Here is a 14,523-nt window from a genome sequence, read left to right on the forward strand (position 1 = left end):
CTCGCCATGATCGACAACCTCGCCAAACGCCTCACCGCCGAAACCACCCCAACCTGGCGAGAACCACTACAACCACAACACACACAAAATACGTGAATCAGACGTCCTCTCACACCACGAACACACTGGCGTGGGTGTGGTTAAGCGGCTCGGCCTGCGGTCAATTGACCCGGCCGGGCCTGCAGTGACCAGCGGTCGAAGCGGCTCACCTGAGTTTGGTCATCGGTTCTCGGAGTTTCGGGGCGCGGCGCGCTGACCTGGGGTGATGGGTTCTGATGGGCTGGTTTTGAGGCACTAATTGGTGTCTTACGCTCGGTGTGTGGCGTGGATTCGGCGGGTCCGGACGGCCTCGGGCGCGACGGCGGTGCAGATCGCTGAGTCCGTCGGTGGGCGTCGGCGGATCGTTGCTCATGTCGGCTCGGCGCGTACCGAGGCTGAGTTGGGGCTGTTGATGGTGCGGGCTCGTGAGCTGATTGCCGATCCTGGGCAGGGCGAGTTGGAGCTCGGCATCGATGCGGTGGCGCCGAAAGCGGCGCTGGTCGGCCCGGCCGGTGACGCGGCGTTGTTCGATGTCGAGGGCTCACGGGAACGCAGTCCGCTGGTCGCTGCGCCGCGGGTGGTGGCGACGGCGTCGCGGGTGCTGTATGAGGTGCTGGTGTCGGTGTTCACGTCGCTGGGATTCGACGCGGTGGGTGACAGGGTCTTCCGGGACTTGGTGATCGCGCGGATCGTGGAGCCGACCTCGATCCGCGATACCGGCCGGGTACTGATCGATTTAGGCCGTAAGCCGGCCAGCGAGAAGACGATGCGCCGTAGCCTGGCCCGCGCCCATGAGGGCGCATACCGTGACCAGGTCGCGCGGTTGTGCTTCGCCCACGCCACGGGCAGCGGCGACGTCAGTCTGTGCCTGTACGACGTGACCACGTTGTACTTTGAGGCCGACAAGGAAGACGACCTACGCAAGGTCGGGTACTCCAAGGAACGGCGGGTGGACCCGCAGATCGTCGTCGGGCTACTGGTTGACCGGCACGGGTTCCCGTTGGAGATCGGCTGCTTTGAGGGCAACAAGGCCGAGACATTGACATTGCTGCCAGTCATCCGCCAGTTCCAGGCCCGCCACCAGATCACCGGCATGGTCATCGTCGCCGACGCCGGCATGCTCTCCGCGACCAACCTACGCGAACTCGACGACGCCGGCCTCGGCTTCATCGTCGGCTCGCGCACCACCAAGGCACCTATCGACCTGGAGTCGCACTACCGCTGGCACGGCGACTACTTCACCAACGGGCAGACCATCGACACGATCACCCCCCGCACCGGCGTCAACCGAGACAACGACCCCGCACTCAAGACCGAACCGGTGTGGAACCCCCAAACACACACCTCGGCATGGCGGGCGGTATGGGCCTACTCCACCGCACGCGCTGTCCGGGACAACAAGACCCTCAACGCCCAAGAGGCGAAAACACGAGCCGTCATCGCCGGAGACAAGACGACCCGAAACCCGAGGTTCGTCACCACCAACGGCGACGCCCGCACCCTCGACGAAGCGTCCCTGACCAGGGCACGAAAGCTCGTCGGCCTCAAGGGCTACGTCACCAACATCCCCCACACCGTGATGAGCCCCAGCGACGTGATCTCCAACTACCACGACCTGTGGCACATCGAGCAGTCCTTCCGCATGTCCAAAACCGATCTCGCCGCCCGACCCATGTTCCACCACACGAGGGCCGCCATCGAAGCGCACCTGACCATCGTCTTCACCGCCCTGGCCGTCACTCGCGAAGCCCAAACCCGCACCGGACTCGCGATCCGCAACGTCCTGCGCCAACTGCGCCCACTACGCTCCGCGACCCTCACGATCAACGGCGCCATCCAGACGTTCCCACCCGAGATCAACCCCGAACAACAAGCCATCCTCGACGCCCTCACCCAAGCAAACCTCAGGCACTAACGGAATGACCGAACTCAGGTCACACCACGAACACACTGGCGTGGGTGTGGTTAAGCGGCTCGGCCTGCGGTCAATTGACCCGGCCGGGCCTGCAGTGACCAGCGGTCGAAGCGGCTCAGGCGACCAGGCCGGGGGTAGCGGCGAACGAATGGCATCACCAAACGACACAACAACTCCCACATCCATAATGACGAGGTCAACTTGGCTGGCTGATCCTGCCGCAGCCAGCACCGCCTGGTGTAGCCGGAAATACCGAAACCCGATCCAGAACCACAATCCGTGGCCAGTAAATACCCGAACTCAAGTCATTGCAAGCAATATCATGAATTACATATCTGATATCGTGATCATTCATCCACTAATCAAAAAGATCCGGCACGCACCCATAAAGGACTAAATATGCGGTAGCCGACTCCACGCCCGAGTGGGTTTCGACGCACGCGGGATAGGGCGCAGGGGAGGACGGCGACGCAGGGGAGGGCCAGAGGGACGGCGATGGGGGCGGCGGCGAGACCGCTGGCGCGGATGACGACGGCGATGGCTGGTCCGCCGGCGGGGGCATCGGGGCCGAACCAGCACCGGCTGTGGCGAGCAGCGGCAGGGAGGCGGTCCCGGCGAGCAGCGCCACCGTGAACAGGTAGCCACGGGAGGGACCTGCGCCGCCGGGGGCACGGTGAGCGCCGACAACCCGTCGATAGCCGGTAACCGAGCGGTGCCCGTCGGCGGGGAGAGGACCCACCGCGTCACCTGGCTCGGGCACGCCATCCTCCTCGTCATCCTCAGCCGACGGGAGTGACCCAACGGGCAGCCGCGGCGCCAGCAGTATCATCACCCTGACCCAGTAACCCTGGGCGTACCAACTAGCACAGCGTGTCGACACGCCAATGCGATGGAAGTGACACGAACCATCCTGGGTTCGGCGTTGCGTCACTGCCGCCGACACTCTGGAATCCAGATAACGAAGCGGGCACCCGGCAGGACGCGGGCAGGCCGGACTGTGGGCGTGCTCACGTGTGATGCGAGTATGGACCACGACGGCAACGCAGCCGGAACCTCCGCGCACCCCGCAGGCGGTACGGCTGGGCGCCGGCGCTCCCGAACCGGATCCACTCCCCTGGATCCGGCTCACGCCGCGCGGCAACCCCCACCGGGGCTAGGCGTGGCCGCCAGGATCTTGTCCGGCAGCAGCCGGACAGGCGCACGAGTTGCGTGCCGTCGGGTTACCCCCGGCGCCGACGCAGACACGACAGGGAGAGACGGATGGCAAAAGGCGACCCCGGGGTCAGCACCCGCGGCCGGCGGGCCGTACCCCGATCCAGGAAGGGCGCGACCGGCGACCCCGAGCTGGTACAGCTGCTCACCCCCGAAGGTGAGCGCCTCGAGAGTGTGACCGGGCCGGACGGCACGGAGTACCGGGTCGACTTCACCGACGAGGAGTACCGCGGCTTCTACCGGGACCTGGTGCTGGTGCGGAAGCTGGACGCCGAGGCGACCGCCCTGCAGCGGCAGGGCGAGCTGGGCCTCTGGGCGAGCCTGCTCGGCCAGGAGGCGGCCCAGGTCGGTTCCGGCCGGGCGCTGCGTACGCAGGACATGGCCTTCCCGACCTACCGGGAACATGGTGTCCTCTACTGCCGGGGCATCGACCCGATCATGCCGCTGGGCCTGTTCCGCGGAGTTGACCAGGGCGGCTGGGACCCGAACGAGTTCAAGTTCAACATGTACACGATCGTGATCGGGGCGCAGACCCTGCACGCGACCGGGTACGCCATGGGCGTCACCATGGACGGCAAGACCGGCACCGACGAGGGCGAGGCGGTGATCGCCTACTTCGGCGACGGCGCCACCAGCCAGGGCGATGTCAACGAGTCGTTCGTCTGGGCCAGCGTCTTCAACGCGCCGATGGTCTTCTTCTGCCAGAACAACCAGTACGCCATCTCGGAGCCGCTGGAGCGTCAGACGCGCATTCCGCTCTACCGACGGGCCGCCGGCTTCGGCTTCCCCGGCGTCCGGGTGGACGGCAACGACGTACTGGCGAGCTACGCGGTGACCCGGCACGCGCTGGACAACGCGCGGCACGGACAGGGCCCGAGCCTGATCGAGGCGTACACCTATCGGATGGGGGCGCACACCACCTCCGACGACCCCACCCGGTACCGGATCGCCAGCGAGGTCGAGGCCTGGCAGGCGAAGGATCCGATCGCCCGGATGAAGGCCTTCCTGGTAAAGCAGAAGATCGCCGACGACGACTTCTTCGCCGAGGTGGACGAGCAGGCCAAGCGCGAGTCGGTGCACCTGCGCGAGCGGGTGCTGGAGATGCCGAACCCGGAGCCGAGCAGCATGTTCGACCACGTCTACCCCAACGGATCGCCCCTGGTTGACCAGGAGCGGGCGCAGTTCACGCAGTACCTGGAGTCGTTCGAGGGGAGCGCGCACTGATGGCCACGGAGACCCTCACCCTCGGCAAGGCCCTCAACGCCGGCATGCGCAAGGCCCTGGAGAACGACCCGAAGGTCGTGATCATGGGCGAGGACGTCGGCAAGCTCGGCGGCGTGTTCCGGATCACCGACGGGCTACAGAAGGACTTCGGTGACCAGCGGGTGATCGACACCCCGCTCGCCGAGTCGGGCATCATCGGCACCGCGGTCGGCCTGGCCATCCGCGGCTACCGGCCGGTCTGCGAGATCCAGTTCGACGGTTTCGTCTACCCGGCGTACGACCAGATCGTGTCGCAGGTGGCGAAGATGCACTACCGCTCCCGCGGCAAGTTGACGATCCCGATGGTGATCCGCATTCCGTTCGGGGGCGGTATCGGGGCGGTGGAGCACCACTCCGAGTCGCCGGAGGCGTACTTCTCCCACACCCCCGGGCTCAAGGTCGCCACCTGCGCCAACCCGCAGGACGCGTACGTGATGATCCAGCAGGCCATCGCGTCGGACGACCCGATCGTGTTCCTGGAGCCCAAGCGCCGCTACTGGGAGAAAGGCCCGGTCGAGGTCGACCAGCCGCTGCCGGAGGCCTACCCGCTTCAGGCCGCCCGGATCGCGCGGCCGGGCACCGACGCGACCCTGATCGCGTACGGGCCGATGGTGCGCACCTGCCTGGACGCGGCGACCGCCGCCGCCGAGGACGGCCGTGAGCTGGAGGTCATCGACCTGCGCACGCTCGCCCCGCTGGACCTGGGCCAGGTGTACGAGTCGGTACGCCGCACCGGTCGGGCCGTCGTGGTGCACGAGGCGCCGTCGAACATCGGCCTCGGAGCCGAGGTCGCGACCCGGATCACCGAGGAGTGCTTCTACTCCCTGGAGTCTCCGGTGCTGCGGGTGACCGGCTACGACATCCCCTACCCGGCCTCCCGGGTGGAGGAGGAGTACCTGCCCGACCTCGACCGGGTGCTCGACGCCGTCGACCGCACCTTCGGCTGGTGAGTGAGATGTCACGAGTCAAGGAATTCAACCTGCCCGACCTGGGCGAGGGCCTGACCGAGGGGGAGATCCTCAGCTGGCTCGTCAAGGTGGGCGACACCATTGAGCTGAACCAGCCCATCGTCGAGGTGGAGACCGCCAAGGCGGCGGTCGAGATCCCGGCGAAGTGGGCCGGCCGGGTGCAGTCGATCTTCCACGCGGAGGGCGCGACCGTCGAGGTCGGCACACCGATCATCGCGATCGACACCGACCCGGCCGCCGGCCCGCTGGAGACGCCGGAACCGGCCGACGACGCCGCGGAGGCCTCGTCAGCGGCGGGGGAGGCCGCCAGGGGTGCGGCCGAGTCCGGCCAGAACAACGATGCCGAGTCCGGTAAGCGCACCCCCGTACTGGTGGGTTACGGCCCGCGTACCACCGCCGCGAAGCGCCGCCCCCGCAAGGGTGTCGCTCCGGCCGCGCCAGCCCAGCCCGCTCCCGTACCGGCCCAGCCCGCTCCCGTACCGGCCCAGCCGGCTCCCGCGCCGGTGGTCAGCGGGCCGAGTACGGCGGGCAACGGGCACAGCGGTCCGGCCGGCGGCGCTCGGGTGCTGGCCAAGCCCCCGGTACGCAAGCTCGCGAAGGATCTCGGGGTCGACCTGTCCACCCTGACCGGGTCGGGTCCGCACGGCTCGATCAGCCGGGAGGACGTACGGCAGGCAGCAAGCGCCACCCCGGCGGCGGCTGAACCGCTGGCGGCGGCCGCGCTGGTCGGTAGCACGGCGGCCAACGTCGGGGTGCACCGCGAGCAGCGGATCCCGGTCAAGGGGGTCCGGAAGCTGACCGCGGAGAACATGTCCCGATCGGCGTTCACCGCGCCGCACGTGACGGAGTTCCTGACCGTCGACATGACCCGGGCGATGAAGGCCCTGGACCGGCTCCGTCAGCGGCGGGAGTGGCGGGATGTCCGGGTCTCCCCGCTGCTGCTGGTCGCCAAGGCCGTGCTGTTGGCCGTCCGGCGGCACCCGATGGTGAACTCGACCTGGGCGGGCGAGGAGATCGTCGTCAAGGACTACGTCAACCTTGGCATCGCGGCGGCAACCGAGCGCGGTCTCATCGTGCCGAACGTGAAGGACGCGGGGCGGCTCACCCTGCGGGAGCTGGCGGACTCGCTGACCGATCTCGTTCAGACCGCCAAGGCCGGAAAGACCTCACCGGCGGACATGTCCGGCGGCACGTTGACCATCACCAACGTGGGGGTCTTCGGCGTGGACACCGGTACCCCGATTCTGCCCCCGGGTGAGTCGGCGATCCTGGCCTTCGGCGCGGTCCGCAAGATGCCATGGGTGCACAAGGGCAAGGTCCGCCCCCGCCAGGTCACCACGCTGGGTCTCTCGTTCGACCATCGGATCATCGACGGGGAACTCGGGTCGCGCTTCCTGCGGGACATCGGCGACTTCCTCGCCGATCCGGAGGCGGCGCTGCTCGCCTGGAGCTGACCGGTAGCGATCGGCTGGTCCACTGACGGCCGGTGTGCCTGGGGTTGACGCCCCGGCACACCGGCCGTCGCCGTTGGTGAGGCACCTTCAGTCAAACGGCCAGGCCACCTTAGATTTTTCGGCTCGTGTCCCAGCTCACCTAAGAATCGTTGGCGATCTCGGACCCGGTTGCGTTTCAATTGGTGTCAGCAGGGGCTACCGACAACCGAATAGCCAGGAGTGAGACCCATGAGCATGATCGACCGATTCCGCAGCCGTCGCGACGCCAGCCGCCGCGCCCGTGCCATCGAGCGCGCGCTGCGTTCCGCCAATTCGCCGGCGGTCCGCGACGAGATCCTCACCATCGCGCAGCGTCAGATGTACTGACCCGCCCACGAGTTTCTCGCCTCCCCACCGAAGCCCGTCCGGCTCCGCCGGGCGGGCTTCGGCGTTCCGCGGCGCGCACGCGTCGACCGGGTCCTGTGACGGCTGACACCGGGATTTCGCCATCACCCGCCGCCCGGTACGGTGGTGTCCGGTCGTCGCCCGCCGATGCGGCAGGGCGGTTCCGGATCGAACCCAATCGAAACCGCCCGGCAACACGGAGTAGCGGCCCGACGCTCCCGAAACCTCCCTTGAGGAGGACCGGATACGGTGCGGAGAGCGGGCCGGGGCCCACGGTCCGGCGATGCCGGTTGCCGTGTCGCGCACCGGCGTCCGCGGCCGAAGCTGATGGAGGAGGCGCACGCATGACGTCCGAAGGCACGCACCACCCCGGCCAGCAGCCGGAAGAGGCGTCGCCGGGCGCTGGCGGACCGACGCCATACGGCGACTGGCCGGCAAGGCAGGACAGCGGGCACGCCGCCGGGCAGCCGGATCTGGGCTGGGCCCCTCCGCCCCCCGCGCACCCAACCCCGGCCAGGCCCGCCTGGGGAACCGGCGCACCACCGGCACCCGCGTGGGGTACCGCTCAACCGCCGGAGCCGAACCCGGCTCCCGCTTCGGCGCAGTGGGCCCCGGATGCGGGGGTGCCGCAGCCGGAGCCAGGGCGCGGCGGCCCACCCGAGACGACCTGGGCCCCACCCCCGGCCGCCGAACCGGCCTGGGCGCAGCAGCCACCCCCGGTCGTCCGGGCCACCGCGCAGGTGCCCCCGCCGGCGCCCAGCCAGCCCATGGCAGACATCCCGGCGGGCGGGCGGCCGGAGCCGACACCCGAGTGGAACGCCGGAGCTGGCCAACCAGATCCGGCCCCGTCGGGCGGCTGGGCACCGGAGGCGGCCGCCTGGGTACCCGGAAGCCCCGCTGTCGCCGCCAGCAACGAGGGCGGCTGGCAGCTCGGGGAGCCGTCGGGCCACGCCGGCATGGCCGCGCCCGGCGAGCGTCCCGCACAGCCCTGGGTACCGGCGCCACGCAGCGCAGGCGATGGGCTGAACATGCCCGGCGTCGAACCGTGGGCGCCGGAGGAGGCCTGGGGTAACGCCGAACGCTCGGCGGCTGCCGGGCAGGAGCCGGCGGGTCCCGGAGCACCTCCGGTCTACCAACCGGCGCCGGGCCCGGGCATCTCTCCGGCCAATGCGGTCCCGCTCCCGCCGCAGGAGCAGCGGGTGCCCGGCGCCAGCCTCGCGGCCGGCGCACCGACCGACTTCGCCGCGCCGCCACCACCAGCCGCTGCTCCGCCGCCACCGGCCGACTTCGCCGCGCCACCACCGCCGGCTGCCGTGCCGCCGCCGGGTGCCCCGGAGCCGGCTCGCCCCGGCCTCGGACATGAGGCAGACCAGCACGGATGGCCCCCACCGGCGGGGCCGGGCGAGCCCCCCGCACCCCCGGCGGTGCCCGCGCCGCGTACCTCCCCGGAGTCCGCTGAACAGCCCGCGCCCCCGGCGGTGTCCGGCGGCGTCTCGGCCAGCGCCGCTGTGCCGCTAGCCAGCCGGGTGATGCCTCCGACGGACCAGGCGCAGGTTCCTCCCACGCCAGCGCCGCAGCCACGCGTGTATGGCCGCCCCGCGCCGGAACCGGCGGAGCCCGAGGGCTATCAGGCCGACGCCCAGCGATTCGATCCGGAGGGTCCTGGCCGGGACACCGGGCTCGGTGCCAACCGAGGCTTCGGCCCGGACACCGGACCCAGCCCGGAGAGCGGCTTACGCCCGGACGGCGGTTTCGGCCCGGAGAGTGGCTTCGGTCGTGCCAGCGAGGATTGGCCCGCCGATCCCCCCGGCTACGCGCCCGTCGTGCCGGCTCCCGCGGCGCCCTTCCCGCCGAGCATCCCCACCTTCGCCGACGCCCCGGCCAGCGAACGACCGGTCAATGGCACCAAGCCGCATCCCGGCGAGGAACGCCCCGCCGACCGCTTCGGCGAGCCGGTGACGGGTGCCGCCAGCGTCAACAGCACCACTGCCTTCCCCCCGCAGCCCGAGTCGGCGTTCTCACCGCCGGCCCAGCCCACGGCCCCGGCCTGGGACCAGGCACCGCCCCCCACCCAGGCCTGGGACCAGGCCCAACCGCCAACCCCGGCACGGGACCAGGCCCAGCCGACGGCACCGCCCGCCACCCAGGCCTGGAAGCAGGCACCGTCCCCGGCCCAGCCCTGGGGCCAGACCGGCCCGGCCAGTCCGGACCCGGAGCAGAGCCGCTTTGACGCGTTCCAGCCGATCGCCGAGCCGGCGGCCGACGCGCCCGCCCCGAAGGTCCGTAACGGCCGGGTGTTGGCCGCGGTGCTCGTCGCTGCGGTGCTGATCCTGGCTATACCACTGGGCCTGCTCGTGCTGCTCGGCAAAATCGGCGGCAGCGACTCGGCACAGAGCTTCGACCCAGCGGTCGGAAGCTGCGTCAAACAGTCAGGTGAAACGGCTGTGGCGGTGGACTGCGGTGACACCGAGGCACACACAGTGGTGTCGAAGGTGAACACCAGTGACGAGTGCACCGACCCGACCCAGCCGCACGTGAAGCTCACCGGCTCCGGCGGTAACCGGGTGCTCTGCCTCGAAAAGACCAGCTGACCAGCCCCAACACGATGGTGGGGCCACAGGTCGACTGTGGCCCCGAGCCACCCAGCGAACCTGCCGGTCAACCTGCCGGCGTGGATGACATGAACACCACGCGTGATCGGCGCACCGGCATCCAGTCGATCGGGTTTATGACCGATGGCAGCGGGCTGGAGATGGAACCTCCCCCGCCCAACCGATCCAGGAGGCGGGGGTGACGGTGCCGGTCACCATCGTCGACATCACGGAACCCATCAGCCTGCTGGCCGACAGCCAGGAAGCCACGCTGACCGACAGCCAGGAAGCCTGGCTGACCGACGCCACCGACCAACACAGCCCCTAGAAAGGGCCCGCGTCGTTTTCCGCATCACGTTCGCTCATCCACGGGGGCACCTGCGTCGTTGCCGTGGGAGGGTTGCCCCATGGCTACCGCGCCGCGCGTCCGAGCGCCCGAGTTGAAGGGCCGTCGCTGGCTGAACACCGGCGGACGAGACCTGACCCTGGCCGACCTTCGGGGCCGAATTACGGTCCTCGACTTCTGGACCTTCTGCTGCATCAACTGCCTGCACGTGCTCGATGAGCTCCGCTCCATCGAGCAGAAGTACGCCGACGTACTCGTGGTCATCGGCGTCCACTCGCCCAAGTTCGAACACGAGAAGGACCCGGACGCCCTGGCCGACGCCGTCGAACGGTACGGCGTACACCACGCGGTGCTCGACGACCCGGAACTGAACATGTGGCAGCAGTATGCCGCCCGGGCCTGGCCGACCCTGGCCGTGATCGACCCCGAGGGGTACGTGGTGTCCACGATGGCCGGTGAGGGGCACGCCGAGGGCCTGGTCCGGCTCGTGGACGACCTGATCGCCACCCACGAGGCCAAGGGCACCCTGCACCGGGGCGACGGCCCGTACGTGCCCCCCGCCGAGCCGGAGACCACGCTCCGCTTCCCCGGCAAGGGCGTCGTACTCGATAATGGGAACCTGCTGGTGTCGGACTCGGCCCGGCACTCCCTCGCGGAGCTGGCCCCCGACGGCGAGACGCTGCTCCGCCGGATCGGCACCGGCGCGCGCGGCCGGGCCGACGGGCCGGCCACGGCGGCCACCTTCGCCGAGCCGCAGGGGCTCTGCCTCCTCCCGGCACACGTCTCCCGGCTGGTCGGCTACGACCTGGTCGTCGCCGACACCGTCAACCACCTGCTGCGCGGCGTACACCTCGGCACCGGCGAGGTGGTCACCGTGGCCGGCACCGGCCGGCAGTGGCGTTCCACCGTGGATGACCACGCCCACGACGCCCGCTCGGTCGACCTCTCCTCCCCCTGGGACCTGGCCTGGTTTGACGGCCGCCTGGTGATCGCCATGGCCGGCATCCACCAGCTCTGGTGGTTCGACCCGGTGAAGCGCACCGCCGGCATGTACGCGGGCAGCACCGTCGAGGCCCGCAAGGACGGCCCGCTGGCCGAGGCGTGGCTGGCCCAGCCCTCCGGCCTGTCGGTCTCCGCCGACGGTAGCCGGCTCTGGGTGGCCGACAGCGAGACCAGCGCGGTCCGCTACGTCGAGAACGGCACCCTGACCACTGTTGTCGGGCAGGGGCTCTTCGAGTTCGGACACATTGACGGGCCGGCGGCGCAGGCGCTACTCCAGCATCCGCTGGGGGTCTGCGCGCTGCCGGACGGATCGGTGCTGATCGCCGACACGTACAACGGGGCGGTCCGCCGCTACGACCCGGACTCGGACTCGGTCGGCACGGTCGCCGACGGGCTCGCCGAGCCGAGCGACCTGTTGCTCACCCCGGACGGCGGGGTGCTGGTCGTGGAGTCCGCCGCCCACCGGCTGACCCGGCTTGCGTCGGGCGCGCTCACCGCCGCCGGGGCCAGCACAGTCGACGGCCCACGGCACCGCACCGAGCGGAGGCCGACCGAGCTACGCGCGGGCGAGGTGACCCTGGAGGTCATCTTCACCCCGGCACCCGGTCAGAAGCTCGACGACAGCTACGGGCCGTCCACCCGGCTGGTGGTCACGGCGTCCCCGCCGGAGCTGCTGCTGGACGGCGCGGGCACCGGCACCGAGCTGACCCGCCGGTTGAGGATCAACGACTCGGTCCCCGAGGGGGTGCTCCAGGTGACCGCCCAGGCGGCGACCTGCGACGCCGACGTGGCGCACGCCGCGTGCCACCTGACCCGGCAGGATTGGGGTGTGCCGATCTGGGTGGTTGACGACGCCACCGACCGCCTCCCGCTGGTGCTACGCGGCATGGACGCCTGAACCGGCGCGGGAGTCCCCGCGCCTGGACCGTCACGGGTCCCGCGACGCTGCTACGCCCGCCCCGCGGTACCCCTGAACGGGGCGAGCGGGACCCCCGCGTCAACCAACACGGCGCGGATCAGCTCGGCGCAGCGCACCGCACCGGGGGTGTCGCCGTGCAGGCAGATCGACTGGACCGGGCAGGGAATCACGGTGCCGTCGACCGCCACCACCGCCTGCTCGGTGGCCATCCGGAGGGCCTGCTGGGCCATCTGCTCCGCGTCGGTGACCAGCGCATCCGGTGCGCCCCGAGGCACCAGCCTGCCGTTGGGCTGGTAGCCCCGGTCGGCGAAGCCCTCGCTGATCGCTCGCAGCCCGGCCCCGTTCGCGAGTTGGGCGAGCACCGAGCCGGACGGGCAGAGCAGGGAGAGCTGATCGTCATAGTCGGCGACTGCGGCGACCACCGCCGCCGCCTGGGACTCGTCGTAGGTGACGGCGTGGTAGAGCGCACCGTGCGGCTTGAGGTAGCGGACCCGCGTCCCGGCGACCCGGCAGAACCCGTCGAGAGCGCCGAGCTGGTAGATGACCTCGTCGCGCAGCTCGGCGAACTCGTACGCGATGTGCCGGCGGCCGAAGCCGACCAGGTCCCGGTAGCCAACCTGGGCGCCCACCATGACTCCGCGCTCGGCAGCCCCGGCGCAGACCCGGCGCATGGTGACGGCGTCGCCCGCGTGGAAGCCGCAGGCGACGTTGGCGGAGGTGACCAGGTCCAGCAGCGCGGCATCGTCACCGAGCCGCCAGACGCCGAGGCCCTCACCGAGATCCGCGTTGAGGTCCATAGAACCTCACCGTAGTCCCTGGCCGGGCCTGCGCAAGTGGGGTCACGTCAACCACCACCCCGACAACCGGGTATCCACCGGTGGTCGGATGGTCGGCGAGGAAGACCAGGGGTTGGCCATCCGCCGGCACCTGCACCGCACCGAGCACGAGGCCCTCGCTGGGCAGCTCCCCCGACACCGCGCGGGGCAGCGGCGCCCCGGAGAGGCGAGCGCCGACGCGGTTGCTGACCGGGGTCAGGGTGTAGGCCGTACCGAACAGCAGGTCGAGTGCGGGTGGGGTGAACCAGTCGGCGCGTGGGCCGAGGTGCAGCGCCAGCCGTACCTCGTCCGGGGCCGGCACGGTCACGGTGACATCCACCGGGGCGGGCGGGCCGGTCGGGGCACCGACGGGGAGCCGGTCGCCGTCGTGCAGCGGGGGCGGGCCGAGCCCGGAGAGGGTGTCGGTGGCCCGGCTGCCGAGCACCGGTTCGACGGCGATCCCGCCGGCGACGGCGAGCCAGGACCGCAGCCCGGTGCGGGGTGGACCGACCCGCACCGCCGCGCCCGCTGGGACCGCGAGCGGCCGCCCCACGTCACCGGGACGTTCACCGACGTGGACGGGCGCGTCCGCCCCGGTGATAGCGACGGTGGTGGCGCGACGAAACCGCAGCTCGCACCCGGTCAGGGTGATCTCCAGACCGGCGGCGCTCTCCGGGTTGCCCACCAGCCGGTTGGCCAGTCGGAGCGCGCCCGGGTCGAGGGCACCGGAGCGCGGCACGCCGAGGTGCGCCCAGCCGGGCCGGCCGAGATCCTGCACGGTGGTGAGCATGCCGGCCCGCAGCACCGCGACCACGTCACGGCCGGCTGCGGGCACGTCGGATGACTTCGGCCCGGCGGGCCGGGTGCCGGTCATGCCGGGACCAGCCGCACCAGGGTGCCGGGCGTGAGCCGGGCCGGCGGGTCGGCGTGCACGTCGAACAGGGGCAGGTCGGTGTGGCCGACGAGCAGCCAGCCGCCGGGCGAGGCGGTCGGATAGATCCCGGCGTACGGACCGGCCAGCGCGACGGAGCCGGCCGGTACCCGGGGGCGAGGGGTCGGCAGCCGGGGCACGGCCAGCCCGGCGGGCAACCCGGTCAGGTACGCGAAGCCGGGCGCGAAGCCGCAGAAGGCCACCCGGAACTCGGTGGCGATGAGCCGGCGTACGACGGTCGGCACGGCGACGTCCCAGAAGCCGGCGACGGTCGGCAGGTCCGTCCCGTCGTAGCGCACCGGAACCTCGACAGCGCCGGTGCCTCCACTGCCGGTGCTGGTGGTGGAGGCGCTGGCAGTGTCGGTGCTCGTGGCAGCGGTGCTGGGGGGCGGGTTCCAGGTGCCGAGGAGTGCGGCGGTGTGGGCCGCGTCGGTGAGGCCGTCGAGCAGCACGGTGCGGGCCGCCGGGATGATCTCGACCGCGTCCAGGTGGCCCTCTTTCCGGCGTCGCCACAGCTCGGCTCGCCACGCCTCCACCTGGTCGGCGTCGGAACAGTCGAGCAGCAGGGCGTGCGCCCCGACCGGCCGAATCCGCATCCCGCCATCTTTCCGGAACACACCGGCTGCCGGAACAGGCCGGCTGCCCAATACACCCGCTGGTGCGGTTGGCCGCCCACCCGCGCGG

At 70.9% G+C, this 14,523-nt stretch carries 12 protein-coding genes and 1 pseudogene; 10 read left to right on the forward strand and 3 right to left on the reverse strand.

Features of this window, described 5'->3' with window-relative positions; all coding sequences use genetic code 11:
• The first annotated feature begins 319 nt into the window (after positions 1-319).
• From SALPAC6_RS0118440 to SALPAC6_RS0118480, 10 genes and pseudogenes are all read left to right on the forward strand, one after another.
• A complete protein-coding gene (locus tag SALPAC6_RS0118440) occupies positions 320-1,954 on the forward strand; it encodes an IS1634 family transposase (protein ID WP_020493603.1) in 1,635 nt (544 codons plus the stop codon).
• A gap of 449 nt (positions 1,955-2,403) precedes the next feature.
• Positions 2,404-2,595, forward strand: a pseudogene (locus SALPAC6_RS31310) (hypothetical protein); the annotation flags it as partial.
• A 32-nt stretch (positions 2,596-2,627) separates the two neighbouring features.
• Positions 2,628-2,750, forward strand: coding sequence for a hypothetical protein (locus SALPAC6_RS30830; RefSeq protein ID WP_263404718.1), 123 nt, complete (start codon positions 2,628-2,630; stop codon positions 2,748-2,750).
• A gap of 464 nt (positions 2,751-3,214) precedes the next feature.
• Entirely contained in the window at positions 3,215-4,390 is a 1,176-nt protein-coding gene (gene pdhA / locus SALPAC6_RS0118450) for a pyruvate dehydrogenase (acetyl-transferring) E1 component subunit alpha (protein WP_018254837.1), read from the forward strand.
• Entirely contained in the window at positions 4,390-5,379 is a 990-nt protein-coding gene (locus SALPAC6_RS0118455) for an alpha-ketoacid dehydrogenase subunit beta (protein WP_018254838.1), read from the forward strand. Before pdhA ends, SALPAC6_RS0118455 begins: the two co-directional genes overlap by 1 nt.
• Positions 5,380-5,384: 5 nt before the next feature.
• Positions 5,385-6,851, forward strand: coding sequence for a dihydrolipoamide acetyltransferase family protein (locus tag SALPAC6_RS0118460; protein ID WP_018254839.1), 1,467 nt, complete (start codon positions 5,385-5,387; stop codon positions 6,849-6,851).
• Positions 6,852-7,079: 228 nt separating this feature from the next.
• Complete coding sequence (locus SALPAC6_RS29735; protein WP_018254840.1) at positions 7,080-7,217, forward strand: hypothetical protein; 138 nt, start codon at positions 7,080-7,082, stop codon at positions 7,215-7,217.
• Between the two features lie 362 nt (positions 7,218-7,579).
• A complete protein-coding gene (locus SALPAC6_RS0118470; RefSeq protein WP_026189817.1) occupies positions 7,580-9,826 on the forward strand; it encodes an LppU/SCO3897 family protein in 2,247 nt (748 codons plus the stop codon).
• 199 nt (positions 9,827-10,025) lie between these two features.
• Positions 10,026-10,154, forward strand: a complete 129-nt coding sequence (locus tag SALPAC6_RS30835) for a hypothetical protein (protein WP_018254841.1) — start codon at positions 10,026-10,028, stop codon at positions 10,152-10,154.
• Positions 10,155-10,233: 79 nt separating this feature from the next.
• The gene (locus tag SALPAC6_RS0118480; protein WP_018254842.1) at positions 10,234-12,072 is read left to right on the forward strand and encodes an NHL domain-containing thioredoxin family protein; all 1,839 of its coding nucleotides are present in this window, start codon (positions 10,234-10,236) and stop codon (positions 12,070-12,072) included.
• 50 nt (positions 12,073-12,122) lie between these two features.
• Here SALPAC6_RS0118480 and SALPAC6_RS0118485 read toward each other — a convergent pair whose 3' ends face one another.
• The 3 genes from SALPAC6_RS0118485 to SALPAC6_RS0118495 are packed head-to-tail and all read right to left on the reverse strand — an operon-like array spanning position 12,123 to position 14,435.
• Positions 12,123-12,890, reverse strand: coding sequence for a LamB/YcsF family protein (locus tag SALPAC6_RS0118485; protein ID WP_018254843.1), 768 nt, complete (start codon positions 12,888-12,890; stop codon positions 12,123-12,125).
• Positions 12,865-13,782 carry a 5-oxoprolinase subunit C family protein gene (locus tag SALPAC6_RS0118490; RefSeq protein WP_018254844.1) on the reverse strand — a complete coding sequence of 306 codons (918 nt, stop codon included), beginning with the start codon at positions 13,780-13,782 and terminating at the stop codon, positions 12,865-12,867. The genes SALPAC6_RS0118485 and SALPAC6_RS0118490 overlap by 26 nt, the downstream gene beginning before the upstream one ends.
• Positions 13,779-14,435, reverse strand: coding sequence for a 5-oxoprolinase subunit B family protein (locus SALPAC6_RS0118495; RefSeq protein ID WP_018254845.1), 657 nt, complete (start codon positions 14,433-14,435; stop codon positions 13,779-13,781). Before SALPAC6_RS0118495 ends, SALPAC6_RS0118490 begins: the two co-directional genes overlap by 4 nt.
• Positions 14,436-14,523 lie beyond the last annotated feature (88 nt).

The sequence above is a fragment of the Salinispora mooreana genome (assembly GCF_000379065.1).
Taxonomy (GTDB): Bacteria; Actinomycetota; Actinomycetes; order Mycobacteriales; family Micromonosporaceae; genus Micromonospora; species Micromonospora mooreana.

Coding starts and splice junctions, on each gene's coding strand:
- pdhA (WP_018254837.1), top strand. CDS start 3,215: ATGGCAAAAGGCGACCCCGGGGTCAGCACCCGCGGCCGGCGGGCCGTA.
- SALPAC6_RS0118455 (WP_018254838.1), top strand. CDS start 4,390: ATGGCCACGGAGACCCTCACCCTCGGCAAGGCCCTCAACGCCGGCATG.
- SALPAC6_RS0118460 (WP_018254839.1), top strand. CDS start 5,385: ATGTCACGAGTCAAGGAATTCAACCTGCCCGACCTGGGCGAGGGCCTG.
- SALPAC6_RS29735 (WP_018254840.1), top strand. CDS start 7,080: ATGAGCATGATCGACCGATTCCGCAGCCGTCGCGACGCCAGCCGCCGC.
- SALPAC6_RS0118470 (WP_026189817.1), top strand. CDS start 7,580: ATGACGTCCGAAGGCACGCACCACCCCGGCCAGCAGCCGGAAGAGGCG.
- SALPAC6_RS0118480 (WP_018254842.1), top strand. CDS start 10,234: ATGGCTACCGCGCCGCGCGTCCGAGCGCCCGAGTTGAAGGGCCGTCGC.
- SALPAC6_RS0118485 (WP_018254843.1), bottom strand. CDS start 12,890: ATGGACCTCAACGCGGATCTCGGTGAGGGCCTCGGCGTCTGGCGGCTC.
- SALPAC6_RS0118490 (WP_018254844.1), bottom strand. CDS start 13,782: ATGACCGGCACCCGGCCCGCCGGGCCGAAGTCATCCGACGTGCCCGCA.
- SALPAC6_RS0118495 (WP_018254845.1), bottom strand. CDS start 14,435: ATGCGGATTCGGCCGGTCGGGGCGCACGCCCTGCTGCTCGACTGTTCC.